16 protein-coding genes are annotated in these 19,956 nt (G+C 45.2%); 11 read left to right on the top strand and 5 right to left on the bottom strand.

Features of this window, described 5'->3' with window-relative positions:
• Positions 1-22 precede the first annotated feature (22 nt).
• On the bottom strand, positions 23-1,207 hold the full coding sequence (locus NC796_RS01365; protein WP_310681405.1) for a hypothetical protein: 1,185 nt from the start codon (positions 1,205-1,207) through the stop codon (positions 23-25).
• A gap of 95 nt (positions 1,208-1,302) precedes the next feature.
• Entirely contained in the window at positions 1,303-2,085 is a 783-nt protein-coding gene (locus NC796_RS01360; RefSeq protein WP_310681404.1) for a tryptophan 2,3-dioxygenase family protein, read from the bottom strand.
• A 139-nt stretch (positions 2,086-2,224) separates the two neighbouring features.
• On the opposite strand from NC796_RS01360, the gene NC796_RS01355 reads away from it, so the two are divergent.
• Together NC796_RS01355 and NC796_RS01350 are read left to right on the top strand one after the other, a co-directional pair.
• Positions 2,225-3,076 (top strand): hypothetical protein, encoded by an 852-nt coding sequence (locus tag NC796_RS01355; protein ID WP_310681403.1) that lies wholly within the window; start codon positions 2,225-2,227, stop codon positions 3,074-3,076.
• Positions 3,069-3,833, top strand: a complete 765-nt coding sequence (locus NC796_RS01350; RefSeq protein WP_310681402.1) for a TatD family hydrolase — start codon at positions 3,069-3,071, stop codon at positions 3,831-3,833. The genes NC796_RS01355 and NC796_RS01350 overlap by 8 nt, the downstream gene beginning before the upstream one ends.
• An 84-nt stretch (positions 3,834-3,917) precedes the next feature.
• Here the strand turns inward: NC796_RS01350 and NC796_RS01345 are convergent, their stop codons facing one another.
• The 3 genes from NC796_RS01345 to NC796_RS01335 form a co-directional block, all read right to left on the bottom strand.
• Positions 3,918-5,375 carry a SusD/RagB family nutrient-binding outer membrane lipoprotein gene (locus NC796_RS01345; protein WP_310681401.1) on the bottom strand — a complete coding sequence of 486 codons (1,458 nt, stop codon included), beginning with the start codon at positions 5,373-5,375 and terminating at the stop codon, positions 3,918-3,920.
• A gap of 15 nt (positions 5,376-5,390) precedes the next feature.
• On the bottom strand, positions 5,391-8,642 hold the full coding sequence (locus NC796_RS01340; RefSeq protein ID WP_310681400.1) for a SusC/RagA family TonB-linked outer membrane protein: 3,252 nt from the start codon (positions 8,640-8,642) through the stop codon (positions 5,391-5,393).
• Between the two features lie 271 nt (positions 8,643-8,913).
• On the bottom strand, positions 8,914-10,041 hold the full coding sequence (locus tag NC796_RS01335; RefSeq protein WP_310681399.1) for a 4-phosphoerythronate dehydrogenase: 1,128 nt from the start codon (positions 10,039-10,041) through the stop codon (positions 8,914-8,916).
• Between the two features lie 75 nt (positions 10,042-10,116).
• Between NC796_RS01335 and NC796_RS01330 the strand changes: the two genes are divergently transcribed.
• The 9 genes from NC796_RS01330 to pheA all read left to right on the top strand — a co-directional run bounded on the left by NC796_RS01330 (position 10,117) and on the right by pheA (position 19,940).
• Positions 10,117-11,463, top strand: a complete 1,347-nt coding sequence (locus NC796_RS01330; RefSeq protein ID WP_310681398.1) for a thymidine phosphorylase — start codon at positions 10,117-10,119, stop codon at positions 11,461-11,463.
• A gap of 262 nt (positions 11,464-11,725) precedes the next feature.
• On the top strand, positions 11,726-12,511 hold the full coding sequence (locus NC796_RS01325; RefSeq protein ID WP_310681397.1) for a PspA/IM30 family protein: 786 nt from the start codon (positions 11,726-11,728) through the stop codon (positions 12,509-12,511).
• Between the two features lie 18 nt (positions 12,512-12,529).
• Complete coding sequence (locus NC796_RS01320) at positions 12,530-12,982, top strand: hypothetical protein (protein WP_310681396.1); 453 nt, start codon at positions 12,530-12,532, stop codon at positions 12,980-12,982.
• Between the two features lie 3 nt (positions 12,983-12,985).
• On the top strand, positions 12,986-13,882 hold the full coding sequence (locus tag NC796_RS01315; protein ID WP_310681394.1) for a hypothetical protein: 897 nt from the start codon (positions 12,986-12,988) through the stop codon (positions 13,880-13,882).
• Between the two features lie 16 nt (positions 13,883-13,898).
• The gene (locus tag NC796_RS01310; protein ID WP_310681392.1) at positions 13,899-14,681 is read left to right on the top strand and encodes an enoyl-CoA hydratase-related protein; all 783 of its coding nucleotides are present in this window, start codon (positions 13,899-13,901) and stop codon (positions 14,679-14,681) included.
• Between the two features lie 216 nt (positions 14,682-14,897).
• Positions 14,898-15,155, top strand: a complete 258-nt coding sequence (locus tag NC796_RS01305) for a four helix bundle protein (RefSeq protein WP_310681469.1) — start codon at positions 14,898-14,900, stop codon at positions 15,153-15,155.
• 56 nt (positions 15,156-15,211) lie between these two features.
• Positions 15,212-16,492: a hemolysin family protein gene (locus NC796_RS01300; protein WP_310681390.1), complete on the top strand. Its 1,281-nt coding sequence runs from the start codon at positions 15,212-15,214 to the stop codon at positions 16,490-16,492.
• Positions 16,493-16,792: 300 nt separating this feature from the next.
• Positions 16,793-18,505 (top strand): AAA family ATPase, encoded by a 1,713-nt coding sequence (locus tag NC796_RS01295; RefSeq protein WP_310681388.1) that lies wholly within the window; start codon positions 16,793-16,795, stop codon positions 18,503-18,505.
• Between the two features lie 280 nt (positions 18,506-18,785).
• On the top strand, positions 18,786-19,940 hold the full coding sequence (gene pheA / locus NC796_RS01290; RefSeq protein WP_310681386.1) for a prephenate dehydratase: 1,155 nt from the start codon (positions 18,786-18,788) through the stop codon (positions 19,938-19,940).
• The last annotated feature ends 16 nt before the right edge of the window (positions 19,941-19,956 follow it).

Genomic DNA, 19,956 nt, shown 5'->3' with positions numbered 1-19,956 from the left:
AGCAAATCCTTACAAAATTTTTTTATTTAAGTGATTTTACGGAGTTCGTTAACAGTTGAATGCACTGCTCAATCTGGGAGGCCGTGATGTAGGGAGCGGGACCGATACGGAGCACATCACCGCGGGCATCAGTGTAGACACCCCGGTTCATTAATTCTTTTTGTAGCTCCAGCGCATGGGGAGATCGCAGGGCAAGAAAGCCACCATTCTGTTCTACCGGCTTCTCGTGTGCCAACCTGATGAAATCTCTGTCAAAGTTTTGATCTAGAAATAGCCTCCTTAGTAATGATATCTGGGCTTGATACTGCTGGCGAAGAACAGTAGGCGTCAGTCCTTGCTCCCGGAAGAATTCCACTACCCGGGCCGCACGAAATTGGGAGGCTGAATCGTAGGTGCCGCTGGCAAAACGCTGGTTGCCTCTCTCATATAACACTTTTTCTTGATCCGTGGGTTGATCGAGGGTGTTGAAAGACGCAAACCAGCCTGTTATTGCAGGCCGAAGCTGGCAATTGGCAGGAAAACGCAAAAAGCAGTTACCTTCGCCCCACTGCAGGTATTTATATCCCCCGGTAAGCAGGTAGCAATCCTCCAGGTTTTGATCCCGCAGGGAAAGAGGGGCGACGTTGGTGCCGTGATAATCATCAATCAGCAGCGGAATGTTGTTGGTGCGTGCCACTTCGGCAATCTCCGAAATATATTGGTTGATGAGACTACTTTTGAAATACACCCGGGATAACATAATGGCCGCAGTCCGGTCATCCGCAAAAGAATCAATTTGGTCGGCGATATCATCTGATTCCGCTTTGACAATATTCAGTTTTATTCCCTCTTCCTGCAATCGACGAAGTTGACGGCTCATAGAATGGAACTCCCCATCCGTTGTTATAATTTTCGGCTTGTTTTTAAGGTCGAAGCTGGAAAGCCAAGCAACTAACAGGTGATGGGTGTTTTCCGCAAGGCAGTACATTCCATTGGGATCATCGTAATAATCGCGCAAATAGCTACGCAGAATTTCAGTTTTTTTGAAAGCAGATTCCCATTTGTCATCCACTTCCTTTGCTGAAACGTTGAACGATTCCTTTAATCCCTCCAGTGCTACATCCGGCCAGGCCTGGTGGGAATGGCCGGTAAAGAGGAGCCGGTTGCCCACATTAAAATGGCTATAGTGTGGTTGGAGGCGTTGCGCTAACTCATTAATTTTATTCATAGGAAAAATACTCAAATAACAAGCAGCAAATTACAAACACCAGCCACGCTCGTAAATTATTGCTTATTTGTTATTTGAAAATTGTGATTTGGAATTTAGATCCTTGACCTCATCTCCCATAGGTCAGGGAATATGCGCTGGTGGAGTGTACCCCTTAGATAATCGACACCACTGGACCCACCAGTTCCTTTCTTATTTCCAATGGTTCGTTCCACCATCTTCACGTGTCGGTATCGCCATTCCTGCATGCCTTCATCAAAGTCTACGAACAGCTCACAAAGCAGGGCGGTTTCGGGGTCATTGTTCATCACGTCCAGTAGCACCTGTTGGGTCCGTTCATTCGGATCGTAAAGCAATCCTTGCTCATTGTTTCGCTCCGGTTTGGACACATCATATCCCCGCTCATTAAGGTAGATGCAAAAGCATTCCCACAAGGTCAGTTCTTCGAGTCGGTTTTGTAGTTTCTTATAATTTTCAGGCTCATCTTTATGCACTTTCAGGATGTGAGGTGAACGGAGCCCACATAGAATTTCAACTTCGCGAAATTGTGCTGATTGAAATCCGCTGGCGCTTTGCAGGAAACTTCGGAAGCTTTCAAATTCGAGTGGGGTCATGGTTTCAAGAACATCTATCTGGGCGACCATGGTTTTTAAGATGGTCAAGATGCGGTCCATTGTTTTGGAAGAGGTCCATGTTTCGCCCTTTTTCAGTTCAGCTCGCAGTTTATCGAATTCATGCAATATCTGCTTAAACCAGAGCTCATACACTTGGTGAATGACGATAAACAGCATTTCATCATGCTCCTCGGGATCCGAGAGTGGTTGTTGCAACTCAAGGAGTTCGTCAATTTTTAGATATTTACCGTATGTGATGTCCATTTTTATAATCTTAATCTTTTTTTAGAAACAAATAGCTGGGACAAAATTAGTTTGCCCAATCCATGGATGAACTTTGTGGGAAATGATCAAAAATCATTAGATTTGGCAGTATATTAATCAAAAAACGAAATTTCTATTAATGAGCATTATTATAGCAGATAGCGGCGCCACTAAAACTGAGTGGTGCGTTTGGGAAGACGGGGAAAGTAATGTAATTGCAACAGAAGGATTGAATCCTTATTACCATACCATAGATTCGATCCGGGATGTTATAAAAGAGGATTTACTACCAAAAATTGATGTCGAAAATGTAGAAGAGGTGTTTTTTTACGGTGCGGGTTGTGACTCCGATGAGAAGAAAGAAGTCGTTAAGGAAGCATTGGAAACATATTTTGGTAAATCCAAGATTGAAGTTTATCACGACCTGTTGGGAGCAGCCCGTGCGTGTTTTCTCGACAAACCCGGTATTGCATGTATCCTGGGAACCGGTTCAAATTCCTGTCTCTACGATGGGCAAAAGATTGTGGAACATATCCCGTCACTTGCTTTTATACTGGGTGATGAGGGGAGCGCCGGTTATTTTGGCAAAAAGATTATCAATAGTTATTTCCGGTTTGAGCTGCCGCCCGAGTTGAAAAAGTCACTTGAAGAAAATTACAATATGTCCCTTGAGCATATCACGGAGGGTGTGTACGACGGGGCACAGAAAAGTAGGTTTATCGCTTCATACGGCTCCTTCCTGGGAAAACATTCCGATCATCCATTCATACAGAAGATGCTTCGCGAGGGTTTTGAGAGTTTTATTACCCGTATCCTGATGAACTATACCAACGCCAAGGATTATGAAGTTCGGTTTATCGGCTCGGTCGGGCATGCATATAAAGAAATGATCTCAGAAATTTTGAGATCCCACGGCATGACACCCGGTGGCTTTATCCAAAAGCCGATGCAGCGGATGGTAGAATATCATACTAAGCGTGTGCATGATTGATACGCACTGCCACATCTACCTCGAACAATTTGAGAATGATTTGTCGGAAGTGCTATATCGCGCTTCTGAGGTGGGTGTAGAACAGGTATTGATGCCCGCCATCAATTTCGATTCCCTTCCCAAAATGGACCGGCTGGCTCATCAGCAGATTGAGTTTCACAAGATGGCCGGCATCCATCCGACCGAAATAAATGATGGCGCCTCGACCACCGAAGAGGAACTACTGGAGTATTGTAGCCAACCCGATATCATTGCGGTCGGTGAAACGGGACTGGATTATTACTGGAGCAGCGAATACAAGGAAAAACAGAAAGAAAGTCTGCGTCTGCACTGCAAGGTCGCCAAGGCCCTGGATAAGCCGATTGTGCTACACAACCGGGAGAGTACCGACGACCTGCTGGATATCATTGAAGAGGAGCAGGATGGAACCCTTTCCGGCGTATGGCACTGTTTTAATGGTTCAGTGGAGGAAGGCAAACGTGCTCTTGATTTAGGATTGTACCTTGGTATTGGGGGCGTTCTGACCTTTAAAAATGCCGGCGTAGATGAAACGGTGGCTCAACTACCAATTGAAAAGATGATCCTGGAAACCGATGCACCTTATCTTTCTCCGGAGCCCAACCGGGGCAAACGAAATGAACCCGCTTTTGTCAAGTACACCGCGGAAAAGCTGGGTGAGGTTTTAAACAGTTCCTTTGAGGAAATTGATCAAGTCACCTCTTCAAATGCACGCCATCTTTTTGGTTTGAGTTTATGAGAGGAGAGAAGTTTTTAAATAAAAAAGCCCCGACTCAATGACATGAGCCGAGGCTGAGGTTATCTACGTAGATTAAATTATTGGTTAGTTGACGTCCCAGAAGAGATTGTTTTGAAGATCATCTCCACCTATCGCTTCTGAGGCAGCATTATAATTGCTAGTATTGAGGTTTTGTTCATCCACAGGGTAGGTGAATCGTTCCGGAATATCTTCCAGGGTCATCTCAGGCGGAGCGTTAAGTGTGGGAGCGTCTAACCGTCTCCATTCTGTCCATCCCTGAAGTCCCTGGAGAAAGAGAGAAAGCCATTTTTGCTTTCCAATTTTTTCTTTCCAGGTACCGGAAGCAGTTTGGTAATTCACACTCTGTTGGGAGAGATAATCAGAGATATCATCTTCATCTACTCCCCAACTTTTCATGTCAGCTTCAATCGCATTGTTGTAATGCTGTTGAGCTGATCCGCTTACATTATACCCCCGTTCACGAGCTTCAACGAGGATAAATTCTACCTCGGCATATTCCAAAATGGTCCCCGGCAGGGTAGCTGTTTTGACCTCATAGTCGTCATCGTTGGCTACATCTTCGCTGAAATGTGAGAATGCACTATAGGTATTTGTAGTACCGTACGTTCCGCCAAAGTATGTGTTGGTATCGGGGGCCAGCGTAAAGAATTTAGGCCGCCGTGGATCATCCAGATCATTCATATGATCGATGATCGTATTGGAGGGGACATAGTCATGGCGCCCACTATTAACCAGGGCCTCCCATATGGGATTGGCATGTGGAGGAAAAGCTTGAAACGGTATCACTGCATTGTCATCATTTGATTCAAATGCGTTGGGTGCCGCTTCTTCTATGGCTGTCTGCGCCATTGAGTTGTTTACATCGGCCAATGTAATAGCCAAACGCAGCTTGAGCGAATTGGCAAACTTCTGCCATTTCTCGACGTCTCCGCCATAGAAAATATCAGCTTCTCTGAAATTACTGGCACTCGCATCGAAATCAGAGATCGCGGTATTCAATCTCGACATCAGATCCTCATAGATTGAGGCAGCATCTTCATATGAAGGCTGTGTATTATCAGGGTTGAGCGCCTCTGAGTATGGGATATCACCAAAGATGTTAACCAGCTCCGAATAAGTTAACACTTTGAGAACCTCGATTGAGGCCAAGCGGTTAGTCTTCTCCGCATCACTCAGGCTTTCATCATTACTTATGATTTCAGCTGACTTGTCCAGGTCTTTAAGTACGTCTCGGTACAGCTCACTCCACAGGTTTGAAGGTATGGACCGTGTGGTAAGTTCATACCTGGATTCGGTTGCATAGGTGGTTTGTGCCCAGTATTGGGCCATTAGTTTAAACGTATTCAGGTTTACATCAGGCTCAGTGAGATAGGTACCCAAGCTGACCTGTGCATTGGAAAACAGTGTTTCTCCTGGTACATCGGTCGGATTCTTGGGATCTGTATTCAGATCCGTAAGATTGTCCGTGCACGAAACAAGTACCAGTGCAAGTACAAGTATAGGTAATATTAGTTTTCTCATAGTGTTCATTACTTACTAAAATCTCAATTTCAGATTAAGTGTAACATCTCGGGTGGTCGGATGCGCAGCACCTTGATAGCCCTGAACGTTTCCAACAGCAATTCCCTGCTCAGGATCTGCATACGGCAGGTTCTTGTGAAGGATCAACAAGTTACGACCGATAACAGAGACAGAGGCTGAACGTAAAAGGCCTATCCTGTTAATAAGGTCTTGTGGAATTGAGTAGGTAAGCCCCACTTCTCTGAGTTTTACATAACTGCCGTCGTAAACAAAGTTTGCAGATGGGTTATTGATCCACCCGAATGCCCCCGCATAAGTATTGGCTGGAGCATGAATGTCATTAGGACTACCGTCTTCTTTGACACCATCCAGAACGACGCCGCCACCTTCTGAGACGGGATCCCGTACATTATTTCCATTATCATTAATAGCTGCAGTAACGGGATAAAGTCCAGTGCCTTGGCCGTAGTACTGGTCGAGGGAGAAGATATCTCCGCCCCATCGTACATCAACGAGGAAGTTAAGCGACCAGTTTTTGTAGTTTATCCGGTTGGAAATACCGCCAGTCCAATCGGGATTCATATTTCCAATGATGTGATTGGATGAAGCGGTGGACTTGTAGAATCCGCTTGAATTCACAACCGGCTCTCCGTCTTGATATATGAAGTCTGAGCCGCGAATGGCACCGTAGGGTTCACCAAGAGCCGCACTAATCGTTACATCACCCTGGGGTGCAGCAAGCTGATAGTTGTCTACACCGGGTGCAAGTGCTTTAACTTCATTGATGTTTTTATTCCAGTTGGCGGTCACAGTCCATGCGAAATCTTGCGTAACGACCGGTCGACCGGTAACCGTAAGCTCAATACCACGGTTTTCTACGTTTCCTGCATTTACAAACTTCGTTTGGTAACCTGAAGCACGTGACACTTCAGTCGCTAGAATCTGATCAAGAGTATTTTGATCATAGTAGTTGATGTCATAGCTAAAACGGTCTTGGAAAAGACTCATTTGAAGACCGACTTCCCAACTTTTAGTCCGTTCAGGCTTCAGGTCAGGATTGTTTTTTGTATTTGGCAAGGTATAAAGAGGAGTTCTACCAAAGTTTGAAGGATTTCGGTTGAAACGATCAGTCAAACTGGCAGGTGGAGCAGTGTTACCAACCGAGGCTACACTTGCTCGGATCTTACCAAACGTTAGCCAGTCAGCGCTGACAATCTCACTGAAAATGAAACCTGCAGAAGCTGAAGGATAGTAATAGACGTTTTCATCCTCTGGTAAGCTTGAGGATTTATCCCGTCTTCCTGTTAACTCAATATTCACCAGATCATCATAGTTAAGATTCAGGCTGGCAAAATATCCATTTACCCCAAGCTGTTCATCAGTTTCTTCAGGGAAGAGGATGCCATTGCTGGAATTGTCAAGTGAAAACTGGTCTGGCACAACCAAGCCTCCATTTGTGGTTCCAGTAATAGCTTGAGTGTGATTTCTGCGAATATTCATACCGACTACACCACTAACTCCGATTGTCTCGGAAAGCTGAGTGTCATAGTTGGCCAGCAAGTCGTAGTTGAACTCAGTGAAATTTTGTTTTCTCTGAGTGTATTCGGGTAGATCGGTGGTAGCGCTTGGTTTGTTTGTTCGTTCTTCAATTATTTGACTGTAGTTGTCAATGGCCACACGACCTGTAAAACTTAGCCAATCATTAACATCATAACGCGCTTCAGTGTATCCGAAGTAACGATCTCGTTGATCCGTAGAATAGTTCTCATGACGAGACCAGTAGATATTGCTCCAATAAAATGGTCCTGAGAGGTCGCTCGTTACATTCCATGGCGTATTGGAACCGCCGTTGCGGAAGTATGCATCACGTTGGGATTCAATGTCAACGCTGGTTGCCCACCATTGCCGGAATTGACTTAGCAGTGTGCTATAACCAGTTTGAGGCCTTCCAAGTCCTTCCGTTCGTGCATAATTTACAGAAGCTGAAACATGGAGATCTTCACTTATATCATATCCTGCTGAAAAATTGAGCTTGTGTTTGTCAAGCTCGCTGTTGGGCATTATTCCGGACGTATTGTTTTGATTATAGCCAAGAGCATAGTATCCGCCTGTGAAACCTCCATCAACAGAAATACTATTTTGAGTAGTCATCCCGGTTTCAAAGAAGTCAACAGGAGTATTCTCAGGAGCAGTCCAAGGTTGTGGTTGCCCGGAGTTAGGTCCACTGTTGGCAAATGACTCCCAGGTGTAGACCATTTTATCAGCATCAAATCGCGGTCCAAAGGAGGCATCTGCTGTATATGGTGCAACGAGATCATCCGAACCATCTCCATTTGCATCGAATTGATAAAAGTATGGTTCACTTCCACCGGAATAATACGGACCGTAACCCTGGCCGTATTTCATTTGATATTCAGGAAATGTGCTCTGGTCGATACGGCTTGCGGTGACGCTGGAATTGAAGGTTACATCTACCGATTGCTGCCCTATTTCTGCTTTCTTGGTCTCGATAACGATTGCACCATTAGATGCCCGAGAACCATAAAGGGCTGCGGCAGCTGGTCCTTTCAGCACATTGATCGAGGCGATATTATCCGGATTGATATCTACAGCGGTATTACCGTAGTCATAGCCGGCATCACCCTCTTCAACATCCTCAGTATTGAATTCCCTGTTAGCATAAGGAACTCCATCTACAACAAACAATACCTGGTTATTGCCGGAAATAGATTTATAACCCCGCATAACCATGTTTGTAGAGCCACCCATACCATTGGATTTGCTCACCTTAAGACCGGCAACGCGGCCACTTAATGAGGTGAGGAAATTATCATTTCGATTTTGGGCAACGATATCTCCGTCCACTTTTTGAGCTGAGTACGGAAGTTCATTCTGGCTCTGCTCAATTCCGTATGCTGTAACGAAGACCTCTTCCAAGGCTGCTTCGGAAGGAGATAATTGAGCGTTAACCGTAATTTCATCGCTATCGACCACAACTTGTTTTGTCTGACTTTGGTAGCCCACAAAACTAAATTGTAATTCATAGGTACCGTATGGAACATCCTCAATGATGTATGTACCATCTCCAGAAGCTGCTGTACCTTTTTCAATGTCTTGAATGAATACATTGGCTCCGGGTAATACATCAGAAGTATTGCTGTCTGTAATTGTTCCACTGATCGAACCCGTTTGAGCGATAGCACCAGAGGCAAACAACATAAAGCATAGCACTAAACCCAACGAGCTACTTAGTAGCTTTCGTAACATTAGAATGGGATTTTAAATTGAGATTAGTGAATAGATATAGATATGCCAGTGCACTACGGAAAGAGTTATTTAACTCACAACTAATAATAGTGGTAGTTAAATATTAGTAAGTACTAGCTGACACTTTTTTTAAAAAATATAAACTGACCTTTTCCTAAGACATATAATGCCCTAAGTAATTTGATCAAACCTAGTGTATTTTTTTTGACAAAGTCAAGGGAGACATAGAGATAACGTCATCTTGGATGGTCATTTAACGGGTAGTAAAGCACTAGATATTGATACCAATTTTATGTAGAAAAGGAAAACTGCGGATTAGAGCAGCAGGTAAACCCAGGTAAGCATATTCATTCCTAAGTGGCATGGAAGTTCGCAATCTACTGAATTTTGTTTTTTTGGATTCGCTCTCTATCCCTATCAGTTTGTTTAGTTCGCAACCATATTTTTTTATCGGATGGATAGTTGTCAGTAGATCAGGCAAGGAGAGCGAATCGTAATCTTGATCAGGCAAGGTGATCTGTTCCTTTTTTTTATTGAGTGATGCAATTGGGAGGTCAAGCCCAAAATGAGTGACCATCTGATCAACAACCATTTTGGTAGCTCGAAACTTAGCCTGGATTGAATAGCCGGCGATGTGGGGAGTAGCAATAAAAGCAGTACGGGCCACATTATCATCAAAAGCGGGTTCGTTTTCCCACACATCAATGATCATATCCTCTACCCGCCCCGAAGCTTTGGCTTGCATCAGGGCTTGCCCATCAATGACGCCCCCACGGGCCGTGTTTATCACCATTTTATACCTGCGGCCCGATATTTTTTTTTGATTTAACCAGTGGTATGTAGAGTGTTTACCCTCTTCATGCAGTGGAGTATGAAATGTGAGTACAGAACAGTCCAATACCTCCCTGAGCTCAGCCGACTCAAACGAAGGGTTCCGCTCAGAGCGCGGCGGATCGTACAACCGGTAGGACCACCCCAGCGAATCGAGCATTTTTTGCAGGGCCTGCCCCACATGACCGACACCTATAATTCCGATCGTTTCGTTTTCCAGCGTAATATTCTTTTGTTCACCCCACAGCAATAGCGCAGTTATGACATATTCAGCTACTGAGCGCGCATTACATCCGGCCGAATTGGTGGCTTCGATACCGTGACTGGCCAGGTATTCGGTGTCAATATGATCAATACCTGCAGAACCGGTTCCTACAAACTTCAGGTTCTTGGGGATATTGGGGAGCGTTTTTTTGTTGATATCCGTAACCGTTCGGACCAAGAGCGCGTCGGCCTGGTCAAGTTGAGAGGGGAATCCCTCCTCAGGGTCATAAAAGTGCAGGTTGATGCCGGTTGGCGCAATCTCCCTGATTTTGTAGAGATGTTGATCTGCAAATACCGTCAGCACGATGATATTTTAAAGTTGAAAATTATTGTCAATATAGTTCATTTAAAGTCCACAAAAACCAGATCAAGACTAATAATGTCGTCACATAATTTCAATCCTGTTTCTATTATTCGAAAAAAGAGGGATGGCCAATGCTTGTCAACGGATGAAATCAGTTTTATGATTGAGCAATATACCCGGGATGAGATTCCGGATTACCAGATGAGCGCCTTTATTATGGCGGGTTTTATCCGCGGGTTTGACGACCGGGAAGCCGCCACACTCACCGATGCTATGCTCAATACGGGGAAAGTACTTGACCTGAGTGACATTCCCGGGAAAAAGGTGGATAAGCATTCTACGGGCGGAGTAGGAGATAAACTTTCTCTTATCCTGGCACCTATCGTGGCTAGCTGGGGCGTGTCCGTTCCCATGATTTCTGGTCGGGGACTGGGACATACCGGCGGAACGCTCGACAAGCTGGAGTCGATTACCGGTTTTATGGTAGATATTCCCCTGGATCGATATCGCAATATTTTAAAGAAAACGGGCGTGGTGATGGCGGGACAAACCGAGGAGATCGCCCCGGCTGACAAGCGCCTTTATGCTCTGCGCGACGTGACCGCTACTGTAGAATCGATTCCCCTGATTGCCAGCAGCATCATGAGTAAAAAGCTGGCGGAAGGGATTGATGCCCTGGTGCTGGATGTGAAATTTGGCTCGGGTGCCTTCATGCGTGATTTAGGGGACGCTATTGAGCTTGCCGAAACGTTAGTAACAATTGGAGAGGATTTTGAGAAGCAGACGATCGCGTATCTTACCGATATGAATCAACCACTGGGATATGCAATGGGCAACTGGCTGGAAGTTAAAGAAAGTATTCATGCGCTCAGAGGCGACGGTCCTGCTGACGTGATGGAGATAACGCACACGCTGGCCGGAACCATGATCTGGTTAGGCGAGAAAGCATCCACTATTAATGAAGGAGTTGAAAAGAGCTTGGAAGCAGTTCAAAATGGACAGGCGTTGGAGAAATGGCTCGAACTGGTGGAAGCGCAAGGTGGGGATACGAACCTGATCCACAACCCGGAAACATACCGGGAGGCCGAGTTTGAGTTTGAATTCAAAGCTACGAAGGATGGGTACATTCAGAAAATTGATGCGTACCAGATGGGCATGGGATCCCTGGAACTCGGGGCCGGGCGACGCAGGAAAGAGGAGGCTGTGGACCCGACTGCTGGAATCGTCCTGGCAAAGAAGAGAGGAGAATATGTGAAAGAAAATGAAACAATTGCCCGGGGTTATACGAACAAAGAAGCTGTGATCGATTCAGTTTTACAAACAATGGATGAGGCTGTGTCGATAGAAGCAGAACGTCCTGAAATGAATGGGCTGATACAGTACAGGGCAGATAAAAAGGGCGTTCACGAATTGAAAACCTGATTACTATTGCAATATCATTAAAATCACATAACTTGTAATGACTGATAGTTAATTTGAAACAGCATTATTCAGTTTTTGATGCCAAGTTTATAAATACAGGCTGTTATAAATGATACGTTTGTTAATGTGTTGAAGTGTTAAGATGCTAAAGTATTTTTATCTTAGTTAAGATTGCCAACACATAAACATGTCAACACGTTAACACGTAAACACCTAACTTAGTAATAGGGCAGGGCAAAGGTTAATTAAACCAAATAAAACCATGTTTAAACGTTTTATCAGAGCATTAAAGTCACTTTTTGGTGGATTTGTGAGCTCAATAGAGGATCCCAAGTTGATACTTGAGCAAAATATTCGTGATCTCAATGATCAGATACCGCAGATGAATGAGAATATCTCTACGGTGAAAGCGAATATGATCATGCTGCAGAAAGAGGTTAAAAAGTATGACAAGCAGATCAAGGATTTAACCTCGAAAATAAAGTCGGCAATTAATGCTGACCGCGATGATATAGCTGAAGGATATGCTATGCAGCTGGAAAAGGCGAAGGAAAACCTTCAGCATTCCAAGGAGCAGCTGGAGTTCGCCGAACAGGCCTACGAAAAGGCGCTGAAAGTCAAAAAAGCTTTTGTTCGTGAAAAGGATCGGAAAATCCAGGAAGCCAAAGAAGCGTTGCGTGCGAGCGAACGTGCCGAATGGCAGTCGCGTGTCGCCGATGCCCTCGAGCAGTTTGAGGTGGGTGGACTCGACCAGACGCACGATGAAATGCTGAACCGGCTGAACGAAGAAACTGCTAAAAATGAAGCCCGCATGGAGCTTGCACTCGACAGCATTGACACTGAAACGATGGAGATTGAAGCCAATGCAGAAAAGCTTCGGGCCAGTGAGCTTGTGAAGCAGTTTAAGTCGGAAATGGGCAAAGCAGAGCCTGAAATTGAAGAAGAGACGACAGCTTCTGAGCCTGAGATCGAGGTTGACGGCAAAGAGCAGGAACAAGAGTCTGACCAGTCGAAAACGGTGGGAAAGAAAGAGCGGTCTAAATCATAAAGTTAATTGTGGGAAGCGATGTCTAGTGATAGTCGTGAACAACGGGAACGCCTGAAGGAGGAATACAAGGAGCATTACCGCAAAATGCGGGAGGCCAAGGAGGAGTATAACCGTGCCCGGCGTAAAAAGAACATTACCGATGCCCTCCGGGATATGGATACATTAGAATTGATGCAAAGTTTTGATGACTTCCTGTTTTCGGTGAAGAGCAAGATTGCCAATGTGGAGGCGCGACTGGACGTGGCTATGGATAGCCTGGAGGAGGAGACTGAGTTTGGTATGAGCGAGCAGGAGCGTGATGAAGAGCTGCAGAAAGCCAAGGCCAAAGACACCCTCAAACAGGTGAAGCTGGAGATGGGCAAATTGTACCAGGAAATTGAACGACAGGCAAACTCTATGAATGTGCAAAAAACTATTGGCTCGCAAAAGCCTGGTGCAGAAGATGATACCGACTCACAAAGTGAAGGTTAGGTTATGGAAAAAGATGAATCGATAAATTATACACGAGAAGCATTTTTGCACCCTCTCAATATGGGAGTGCTGCTTGTTGCTACCATCTCGGCTTTTGCCCTGGCTGATGTGGGGTTAATATCGAATCTTATCCTGACCATGGCCTTTGGCACGGAGTTGATGTACCTGGGCATCGTCCCGCGCCTTCCACGGTTCCGCAAGAATGTGAAGCTGAAAAAGCTTCGCGAACGGAGTTCTGCCACAGAAGAAAAAACGGTTTTCCAGGATCTGGATGAGAAGAGTAAACGGCGATTTTTGGTGCTGAAACACCTGACCAAATTGATCAAGGAAAATTTCGACAAACTCCCCTACAGCTCTCAGGGACTGCTGGAAAATATCCGAAAAAAGATTGAGGAGTTGATCTCCAACTATCTCACCCTGCTAGACCTGCACAAACGCTACCAGCTGTATATGCATACCTCGGTTGAAGAGGGGTTGAAGCGGGAAGTGGAGCATGAAGAAGAAAAAATTCAGGAACTTAAATCCGAACGGCTGAAGCGCACTAAAGCCCGCCGCATTCGAATATTGAAAAAACGGCTTAAAAAGTTCGAAATCGCCAAGGAAAAATACCTGATTTGTGAAACACACCTAGAAACCATTGAGGATGCGATTCGGTATATTTACGAACAGTCGATGACGATGAGTAACCCGGAAGAGATCGGTTTCCAACTGGATAACCTGCTTGAAGAGGTAGAAGAAACCTCCCAGATTATTGATGATCTTGACCGTGATATCCTGCCTATATATTCTGATCTTGACGAAATGGATCTTGAAGGGGAGGATGAAATTGATATTGATGTACCTGAGATCGAGGAAGACACTGAATCGATGAACAGGTCTGGAAAAAAGGTACAGGAATAGCAAATATCAAAGGATTATGAGCGCATCTTTCGATACTCTTTTGTACGAGACGAATCAGCCAGGGGTGGCGACGGTTACCATAAACCGCCCGGAAAAACTCAATGCCCTTAATGATAATGTGTTGAACGAATTGGCCGAGGTATTTAAGCAAATCAATATAGATGATACCGTGAGGGGATGTATCCTGACCGGGACGGGGGACAAAGCCTTTGTCGCTGGAGCAGATATCAAAGAATTGCGTGAGCTGAATGAGCATCGCGGTCGGATGGCATCGCAAAAGGGGCAGCAGATTTTCCAATTAATTGAAGACACCCGGAAACCGGTCATAGCCCTCGTTAATGGATATGCACTTGGCGGTGGAGCCGAACTTGCTATGGCTTGCCACCTGCGTGTAGCAACAGAAAATGCAGTGTTTGGCTTGCCAGAAGTGGGCTTGGGCCTCATACCTGGATATGGTGGCACCCAGCGACTACCCCGCATTGTGGGAAGGGCCAAGGCCCTGGAGTTGATTTTGACCGGCAAACAACTTTCTGCTGAGCAGGCACAACAGATTGGACTGGTAAACAGGGTCGTATCACAAGACTACGGCTGGGAAGAAGTTGAGAAGATGATGGATGCCATTTTGAAGAATGGTCCCCTGGCTGTCAAACAGGCAATGCGAGCGGTCTATCATTCGGATCACAAAAGTGGATTCCAAATAGAGTCGGAACTGTTCGGGTATCTCTGCGGTACTGATGATGCGGAGGAAGGGCTATCTGCATTTTTAGAAAAGCGAAAGCCTAATTTTAAAGGAATATAAGGGGTAATTGGGAAATAAAGGTTTTGGGGATGAAGCCAAAATTTATTCAAGAGATAAGAAGTGATGTTGTATGTGAAAGTACCAGGGGTTATAAACAAGCATAAGGATTTTACTTTGTTGAATACTTGGAAAAGAGCGAGGAAGGTAAAGCTGTTTTTCTATAAACAAGTTGTGCCAAATATACCTGGGGAGGAAAAATATTAGCTTTGTGTACAAATTAGATTGGCCGCAATAAGTGCAACCGCCAATATTGCCGAAGGCTACGGACGTTTTCATTTCCAGGAGGGAATCCAGTTTTTTAGAATTGCACGGGGATCGTTATATGAATTAAAAGATCACCTTATTAGTTGTTTTGATTTAGATTATATTGACAAACATATTTTTATTTTTGATACGGGGTTATCTTTAATTGAGAAAGCCAAGATAACTTTGAATGGCTATATAGACTATGTTAAAAAGCAAAATATGAGTTAATAATTATTTACTTGAAAAATTGATAGTTCTTATTCCCATATATCCCTTTTACCCAAATGTTTGAACTTTCGTTAATACTTCTGACCATTTTACTTAGTGGATTTTTTTCTGGTTCTGAGATCGCTTTTATCTCGGCCAACCGGTTGAAGCTGGAGATAGAATCGCGTAAAAAATCCCTGATCGGGCGTTCAGTCAATTATTTTATCCGCAATCCGGAGACCTTTCTTACGACTACATTAGTGGGTAACAACATTGTAAACGTAGTGTATGCTACCTTAATGACGCTTTTCCTTGCTGCGCCTATAACGGTGTTATACCAAAATTGGTTTGGGCAAACTCCTTCACCCATGACGATGCTGTCCATACAGACGATACTTGCTTCTGTTGTCATTATGATTTTTGGGGAAATTCTGCCGAAAGCTCTCTTCCGCATCCATTCGGACTGGACCGTGCGACTTATTTCAGTGCCCCAACAGATTTTTCACTGGCTCTTTAAACCGCTGATCATTATAGCCGATATCGCATCTGATTTTATAATAAGGCTGATAAATCCTGAAATTGACCGAACGGGCCAGGTCTTTCGGCGCCAGGATGTGGAGTTGATCTTCAAAGAATTGCGGGATACCGGCGGCTCCGATCTCGATAAGGAGGATTCCGAGATTCTGCACAATGTGCTGGAGCTGTCCAACAAGCGGGTTAAAGAATCGATGATTCCCCGTACTGATATGGTTGCAATTGAAAAGAATACGAGCATTGAAGAAACATTGAAAGTCTTTATCTCCTCAGGGTTCTCTAAACTCCCGGTTTACCAGGAAACTATTGATGATATTGTCGGGGTAATTTTTGCTCATGACCTGTTCAATAACCCCACCAGCTTGTCTGAGATCATGCGGCCGATAAAACTCGTTCCGCCCTCACAGCGATCTAAAGATCTATTGTCAGAATTTCGAAAATCAAACCTCTCAGTGGCCATCGTTATTGACGAATACGGGGGAACGGCCGGCATGGTGACGATTGAAGATCTGCTGGAAGAGGTGGTTGGCGATATCCAGGATGAGTATGATACGAAAGACCAGGTGATGAAGAAGCTTTCTCCCAACACCTATGTATTGAGTGGCAATGTGGAAATTGAGGATCTTATGGAGGCCTATCCTGAAATTATTCTACCCGAAGAGTCGGCAAATTATGAAACGGTGGCAGGATACATTATCAATTCTCTCGGGCGGATTCCCAAAGTAAATGAAGAGCTACTGATTGACGGCAACCGGTTTATTATCAGTAAAGCCTCACCAAGTCGCATAGAAAACGTAAAGCTGATTCTCGGAAATGAGCAGTGATAGTGGGCAGTGTGTCAGTGAACAGTGATCAAATGGGAGTTAGGATTTAGGTATTGTAGCCAGATTGCGTACTTCGTATTGCGTATTGATTGAGTCGTTGTTAAAAAGCTGGACCATATAGGCAATACTTGTAGTTTCGTCCTTGACACAGTCCTATGAAAAAAGCAACCTCTGATAACTGATAACTGATAACTGATAACTGATAACTGATAACTGATAACTGATAACTGATAACTGATAACTGATAACTGATAACTGATAACTGATAACTGATAACTGATAACTGATAACTGATAACGCATGTTCGATCACTATCCAAAATGGGCGCGTGAATTTGCGCAAAAATACCTGGGGCGTACGATAAACCAGTTCATCCTGCATGGGAATGTGCACGACTTGGTGCCACTGCAACGAAAAGACAATACGGAATTTGTCCGGCTAAAGACCTTCCTTTCTGATGACTTTTTCGGGGCTCGTGATTTTGTGATTTTTTATGATCGCTCGTCAGGTATCTACTTTAGGGATAAAGAGACTCAAAAAGACTTTAACCAGGCAATTGTTGGTCGCGACTCGCTGGTGGGAACAGAATACGCCAAAAATTTGCCGAAAGACCCGGTTCGCGTATTTTCCATCCTGGAGCAATACCTGCGAGTTCGCTTGGATAACAAAAAAAGCGTGGCCCTGATCGTCGATTACGCCGAGACGATTGTGCCTATGAATGAGGCGGGATCGTCGGGTACGGAAGATCGAAATTCGCTCGTTTATCTCTCCCGCTGGGCGCACGACCCGTTGTTCCTGGCTTCCGACTTTACCACGGTTCTGATCACTGAAAACATGACCGACCTGAACCGAACACTGATCCAGAATCCATACACCACCAATATCCGTATCGGAATTCCGGATGAAAGCCAGCGATACTCCTTTATAGAGTCGGAAACCCAGGGCGATGATTACACAACAGTATCAGCTATTCCCGCAAATGTGTTGGCTCGTCAGACTGCCGGACTCAATTTTATAAATATCCGGAGTATCCTCTCCAATGCGAAGGAGAACAAAGAGAAAATCACCCATGAGAAACTTACAGAAACCAAAAAAGAGCTGATCGAAGCAGAGGCTTACGGACTGCTCGAATTTGTGGAAACGGACTTTGACCTCGATGATGTAGCCGGCCATACCAAAGTGAAAAAGCATCTGCGCCAGGCCGTTACAGCTCTTAAACGGGGCCGCCAGGATGTGCTGCCGATGGGGTATTTGGTCTGTGGTCCGGTGGGTACGGGAAAAACGTTTTTGGTGACCTGCTTTGCCAGTGAGGTGGGAATCCCAATGGTGAAGTTGAAGAATTTCCGCAGCCAGTGGCAGGGGGTGACGGAGGGCAATCTTGAGAAAATTTTGAACCTGCTGGAGGCGATGGCACCGGTAGCTGTGATGATTGATGAGGCCGATGCCTACCTGGGTGACCGCGACTCCAGTGGAGATAGTGGTGTATCAAGCCGCGTATTTTCGCAGATCGCTTCCTTTATGAGTGATACCAGCCACCGGGGAGAGATTATTTGGTTTCTTATGACGGCGCGTCCCGACCTGATGCCGGTAGACCTCAAACGGCAGGGGCGGGCCGAGGAGCACCTGGCACTGTTTCATCCCTACACAGAAGAGGAGCGTGTGGAGCTTTTCGAAGTGATGAAAAGGAAGACCCGGATCCAGCTTACCGAAGAGTGTGTGCCTAAAATTATCAAAGACGGTCTGAAAACATTTTCGGGAGCCGACATGGAAGCCGCCCTTACGCGGGCCAAGTTCCGTGCCGCCGCAGAAGGAAAAGAGGAGGTAACACCCGAAATTCTGGATGCGGCACTCACTGATTTTCTGCCGCCCACCTATCCTGAGGAGATAGAACTTCAGACGTTGAGTGCTGTCATAGAATGCACCTCCAATGAACTGCTCCCCGAACGATACCAGGAGATGGATCGTGGTGAAATCCTGGATAAAATCGAAGAACTGAAATTCCGCATAGAGTAAGGGCAGTGTATCAAGGATCAGTGTGTCAGTGAATAGTGATCAAATTAGAATGAGGATTTAGGAAGTGCTGGTAGATGAGGTTGTAGTATTGCGTATTGGTAGAGTCGTTGTTAAAAGGCAGGAGCAAATACGAAATACGTAATACGCAATACTTTCAGTTAGTCCTTGACATGTACCGAAGAAATAAGCAGCCTCTGATAACAATCCCGTTCATAATTCTCCGTTGCTCTTCTTATATTCCGCTTCATTTTGATAATCAGTACCCACTTTACATAAAGAAATGGACGAAAAGCTAAAACAAATCCGGGATGCACTTGACCGGATCGATAAGAATATCATTGAATCACTGGCCGAGCGTCAGCAGGTGATTCAGCAGGTTTCCTCTCTTAAAATTGAGGAGCAGGGGGCCATCCGTGATCATGAAAGAGAAGAAGAGCTGTTGAAGCGTATTACCAAGCTTGCCCGCGAGTATGGACTGGATCGCTATTTTGCCGAGCAGCTGTATCGTGATATTCTGGATCACTCTGTACGTTTTCAGACCCATTCGCTGGTAGATCATCAGAATGTGAAAAATAAGCAGAAAAGTGTTTCTGTTTCCTACCAGGGCACGGAAGGGGCCTTTAGTCACCAGGCTGCTTTTCGTCATTTCGAGGAGCGCTATACCGAAGTCAATTGTTACGGGTATGATACCTTTAAGCAGGCGGCCGATTCGGTGATGGAAGGGGAGCATGATTATGCTATTCTGCCAATTGAGAATACAACGGCAGGCTCTATCAACGAAACCTATGATATCCTTGGAGAAGATAACCTTTATATTGTAGGGGAGGAAGTGATTCGGATTATTCACTGTCTGCTGGCGCTGGAGCAGATCCCGATTGACCGCATTCGCCGGATCATGTCGCACCCACAAGCGATAGCACAATGCAGTAACTTTTTGGCGAAATTGCACCGAACGAAGGTGGAATCGTATATCGATACTGCGATGGCGGCCAAAAAGGTGGTAGAAGATGGTGATCTTTCGCAGGCGGCTATTGCCGGGGCACATGCTGCAGACCTCTACGGCCTCAACATCCTGGAGCGGGATATTGCCAACCAGAAAGAAAATTTTACTCGTTTTGTGGTGGTAGCGCCTGATCCTATTCACTGCGATCCACAGATCTCATGCAAAACTTCTATGTTGCTCGTCACTGGTCACCAGCAGGGCGACCTCGTTCGCTGCCTGAATGTGTTGGCCGACCGTGGTATCAACATGGTGAAGCTCGAATCACGCCCCAAACCCAACGAGCCGTGGAAATACCAGTTTTACCTGGATATCGAAGGGAATATCGACAGCCCCAAGGTGGGAGATGCAGTAAAAAAAATAAAAGACAAAGCGAGTTCCCTCAAAATTCTGGGGTGCTATCCCACCCAGATGAGCTGGCATTCTGAAGAATGAGCTGACAGAAGTATTG

Origin of the sequence: Aliifodinibius sp. S!AR15-10 (assembly GCF_031569985.1) — a bacterium.
Classification (GTDB): domain Bacteria; phylum Bacteroidota; class Rhodothermia; order Balneolales; family Balneolaceae; genus JAMQKA01.
This window is presented reverse-complemented; position numbering and strand designations above follow the sequence as displayed.